Annotated in this window: 5 protein-coding genes and 1 pseudogene; 5 read left to right on the top strand and 1 reads right to left on the bottom strand. The window is 69.9% G+C overall.

Going from position 1 to position 4,201, the window contains the following annotated elements; genetic code table 11:
* The 5 genes from GA0115259_RS37675 to GA0115259_RS37655 all read left to right on the top strand — a co-directional run.
* Positions 1–473 (top strand): oxidoreductase C-terminal domain-containing protein (locus GA0115259_RS37675; RefSeq protein WP_161230612.1); only part of this gene is annotated, 473 nt, incomplete at its 5' end.
* Positions 474–629: 156 nt separating this feature from the next.
* A complete protein-coding gene (locus GA0115259_RS37670; protein ID WP_066951274.1) occupies positions 630–995 on the top strand; it encodes an Rv2175c family DNA-binding protein in 366 nt (121 codons plus the stop codon).
* Between the two features lie 118 nt (positions 996–1,113).
* Positions 1,114–1,788, top strand: a complete 675-nt coding sequence (gene thiE, locus GA0115259_RS37665; RefSeq protein WP_093605077.1) for a thiamine phosphate synthase — start codon at positions 1,114–1,116, stop codon at positions 1,786–1,788.
* Between the two features lie 91 nt (positions 1,789–1,879).
* On the top strand, positions 1,880–2,797 hold the full coding sequence (gene metF, locus GA0115259_RS37660; protein ID WP_093605075.1) for a methylenetetrahydrofolate reductase [NAD(P)H]: 918 nt from the start codon (positions 1,880–1,882) through the stop codon (positions 2,795–2,797).
* Positions 2,798–2,848: 51 nt separating this feature from the next.
* Complete coding sequence (locus GA0115259_RS37655) at positions 2,849–3,883, top strand: US12 family protein (RefSeq protein ID WP_093605073.1); 1,035 nt, start codon at positions 2,849–2,851, stop codon at positions 3,881–3,883.
* A gap of 79 nt (positions 3,884–3,962) precedes the next feature.
* Here GA0115259_RS37655 and GA0115259_RS37650 read toward each other — a convergent pair.
* Positions 3,963–4,201 (bottom strand): annotated as a pseudogene (locus GA0115259_RS37650) (hypothetical protein); the annotation flags it as partial.

Below are 4,201 nucleotides of genomic sequence, written 5' to 3'. Positions count from 1 at the left end.
TCGCGCTGGGCCCGGACGGCGCGATCGTCGCGGACGAGCGGCTGGCGACGTCCCTGCCCGATGTCTACGCGGTCGGCGACTGCGCGTCCTTCCCGTCCGCCCGTTACGGCGAGCGGCTGCTCGTGCACCACTGGGACAACGCGCTCCAGGGCCCTCGTACGGTCGCCGCCCAGGCCGTCGGCGAGAGCGAGCAGATCTACGATCCCGTGCCGTACTTCTGGTCGGAGCAGTTCGGCCGATTCGTCCAGTACGCGGGCCATCACACGGCGGAGGACACCCTGGTGTGGCGCGGCGATCCCGCGGAGGCCGCCTGGTCGGTGGTGTGGCTGCGGGACGGCGCGCTGATGGCCCTGCTCGCCGTCGGCAGGCCGCGCGATCTGGCGCAGGGCCGCAAGCTGATGGAGACGGGCGCGCGGCTGGACCGGGCGCGGGCCGCCGATCCCGCGGTACCGCTGCGCAAGGCCGTTCTCTGAGTCCTCTGAGTCCTCTGAGGTTTCGCGACGCGCTCCTTGCCGTGCTCCTTGCCGTGCTCCGTGACGCGCTCCGTGCCGTGCGTGGTGACTGCTCGGGGCTGCTCCGGGCGGACTCGGTTCGTGGCGTCTGTCAGTCCGGGATGGCACGCTTGTCGTGTGACCGAGATTGACGCAAAGATCGATGCTCTCGTCCCCGCCTGGCTTCACCTGCCCGACATCGCGGAAGCCCTCGATGTCGAGGTGACGCGCGTGCGGCAGTTGGTGAAGGAAGGGCAGCTCATCGCCGTGCGCCGCGGTGAGAACAGGACACTCCAGGTGCCCGCCGCCTTCATCGACGGCGGCAAGGTCGTCAAGGGCCTCGCCGGGACCCTGACGCTGCTGAGGGACGACGGCTTCACCGACGAAGAGATGCTCGAATGGCTCTTCACTTCCGACCCGACCCTGCCGGGCACGCCCGCGCAGGCGCTCAGCGAGAATCGCGGCACGGAGGTGAAGCGCCGGGCCCAGGCGCTCGCCGTCTGATCCACTCACCATTCGCGGTGTGCGGCGGTGCCTTCATGGCCGCGTGGCGGTCCCGGTACCTCCGCACACCGCCGACCCGACGGGGGGACTTCCCATGCCCGAGGCCACGCCCGATGCCATGTCAGGGGCCTGTGTGTCCGCCGTGCCCGGGGCCCGTGCGTCGCTCTCCGACGCCCGGCTCTATCTCTGCACGGACGCGCGCAGGCGGCAGGGAGATCTTCCCGAGTTCCTGGACGCCGTGCTCGCGTCCGGTGTGGACATCGTGCAGCTGCGGGACAAGGGCATGGAGGCGGCCGAGGAACTGGAGCACCTCCAGGTCTTCGCGGACGCCTGCCGCCGTCATGGCGCGCTGCTCGCCGTGAACGACCGCGCCGATGTGGCGCATGCCGCCGGCTCCGACGTACTGCATCTGGGACAGGGCGATCTGCCCGTTCCCGCGGCCCGCGCGATCCTCGGGGACATCCCGCTGATCGGCCGTTCCACCCATGCCGAGGCCGAGGTGGACGCCGCCGCCGTCGAGCCGGGCGTGGACTACTTCTGTACGGGCCCGTGCTGGCCCACTCCGACCAAGCCGGGCCGTCATGCGCCCGGGCTCGATCTGGTGCGCCACGCCGCCGCGCTGGGCACGGACCGGCCGTGGTTCGCGATCGGCGGTATCGACGCGGCCAATCTCGATCAGGTGCTGGACGCCGGTGCCCGCCGGATCGTCGTCGTACGGGCGATCACCGAGGCCGACGATCCGGCCGCGGCGACGGCCGGCCTGGCCAAGCGCGTACGGGAACGGGCCGTGTGACGAGACGAACGGGCCGTGTGACGCGATCGTTAATCCGGGCATATACCCCCGTCCGGTTGGGGGACCGCCACGCCCTCGATAACCTGCCCCTATGGCCTCCGGCACAGCTTCGACCAGATCAGATCACGCACTGACCGTGCGTGATCTGCTCGCGACCGGCAAGACATCGTTCTCGTTCGAGTTCTGGGCGCCCAAGACCGAGAAGGGCGAGCGCAATCTCTGGAACGCGCTGCGCCGGGTCGAAGCGGTGGCGCCCAGCTTTGTCTCCGTGACCTATGGCGCGGGCGGTTCCACCCGGGCGGGCACGGTCAAGGCCACGGAGCGCATCGCCTCCGACACCACACTCACGCCGGTCGCGCATCTCACGGCCGTCGGCCAGTCCGTCGCCGAACTGCGCAATATGGTCGGGCAGTACGCCGACGCAGGGATCCGCAACATCCTCGCCGTACGGGGCGATCCGCCCGGCGATCCCATGGGCGAGTGGGTCAAGCACCCGGACGGTGTCCGCTACGCCGCCGAACTGGTCAGGCTGATCAAGGAGTCCGGCGACTTCTGTGTCGGAGTGGCGGCCTTCCCGGAGATGCATCCGCGCTCGTCCGACTGGGAGACCGACACCAGGCACTTCGTGGACAAGTGCCGCGCGGGCGCCGACTACGCGATCACGCAGATGTTCTTCGAACCGGACGGATATCTGCGGCTGCGCGACCGGGTCGGCGCAGCCGGTTGCGCGACACCGATCATTCCCGAGATCATGCCGGTCACCAGCGTCCGGATGCTGGAGCGGCTGCCGCAGCTCAGCACCGCGGTCTTCCCGGCCGAACTGAAAGAGCGGATCCTCTCCGTCAAGGACGATCCCGCCGCTGTACGCTCCATTGGCATCGAGTTCGCGACGGAGTTCTGCGCGGAGCTGCTCTCCGAGGGTGTTCCCGGCTTGCACTTCATCACCCTCAACAACTCCACCGCAACGCTCGAAATCTACGAGAATCTCGGACTGCACGAGCAGTCGTGACCGGTCGTACCCGCCCTGTCCCGGGCTGGTGGCCGCAGGAGAGGGGCGGGCATGGGCTGGACGGTCCTCTACATCGCATTCGGCATCGTGGCGTTGTGGCTGCTGGGCGAGGTGCTGCTCCAGTACAAGGCGCGACTGCGCTGGCGACTGCTCGCCTTCAGCGGCTTCATGGGCGTGGTTCTCGGTGTGCTGCTGCCCTCCGTCCTGGTCATCGCACTGGGTGCGGTCGCGTTCGCGGTCGGTCAGACCTATGTGACGCTCTCCTTCCGCCGTGGCTTCTCCACCGGCTGGGCGATAGGCGGCAGTCCGGGGGCCAGCCGCCGCCGGAAGGACACCGGCGGCCCGGACGCCGAGCGTGAACCGTCGCTGGAGGTATCGGATCTCGAAGTCTCCGATCTGGAGGTGCCGGATCTGGAGTACCAGCCGGTGGCCGGGCCCGCGGAGACCACCGCGCCCTACGATCCCAAGCAGGTCTACGAACCGGAGCCGATGCCCGACGACACCGGGCAGTACGGCATCTACAACGACTACGACGCGCCGGCCCATGACGCACAGCAGCAGGGCCACCCGCAGCAGCCCGGCGCGAACGGATGGGGCAGCGGCGGATACGAGGCGTATCCCGGCTATCAGCCGACGGCCGACCAGGGCGGCTATCAAGGACAGGGCGGTTACGCGGCGCACGGCGCCTATGCGAGCCAGGACGCCTACACCGGCCAGGACGCCTACCACCCGGGCCACTCGGGCGAGCACACCTACGCGAGCCAGGAGAACTACGCCGGCCAGGATGTCTACGGGCAGCAGTACGACTACGGAAACGGCCAGCAGCAGTACACCGGCTACTCCGACCCGTACGCCGAGTCGGCCAACGGCGGTCAGCAGTACGGCTCGTACGACAGCTTCGGCGGCCAGCAGCAGTACGCCGACCCGTACGGCGGCCAGCAGCAGTACGGCGCCGAGACTCCGCCCGGCGGTGTCTGGGTCCCGCAGCAGCGCGAGGGCGAGCAGCAGGCTCCGCCGGTACCGCAGCAGCAGCCCCAGCAGCAGGGCTACGACCCCGACTACAACGAGCAGCAGTACCGCTACTGAAGGCCCATCGGATCTGAAGGTCAGATCTGACGGTCAGGTCCGACGGTCCGTCAGGAAACCGGCAGGCCGGCCCGCCGACTCACTGCGAGCCCCGGAAACCGGCGCCCTCGACGATCAGTCCCGCCACCAGCGCTCCGGACATCCCGGCATGCGGGAGCCCGCCGCCCGGATGCGCCCAGCCGCCCGCGAGATACAGCCCGGACAGCCGGGTGGTGTTCGACGGATGGAGCAGGCGTCCCGCCGCTCCGGCCAGCGCGGGCGCCGGCACCGAGCCACCGGCCGCACCCGTCTGCGCCGCGGTGTCGGCGGGCGGCCGTA

The sequence above is a fragment of the Streptomyces sp. MnatMP-M17 genome (genome assembly GCF_900091995.1).
GTDB lineage: Bacteria > Actinomycetota > Actinomycetes > Streptomycetales > Streptomycetaceae > Streptomyces.
This window is presented reverse-complemented; position numbering and strand designations above follow the sequence as displayed.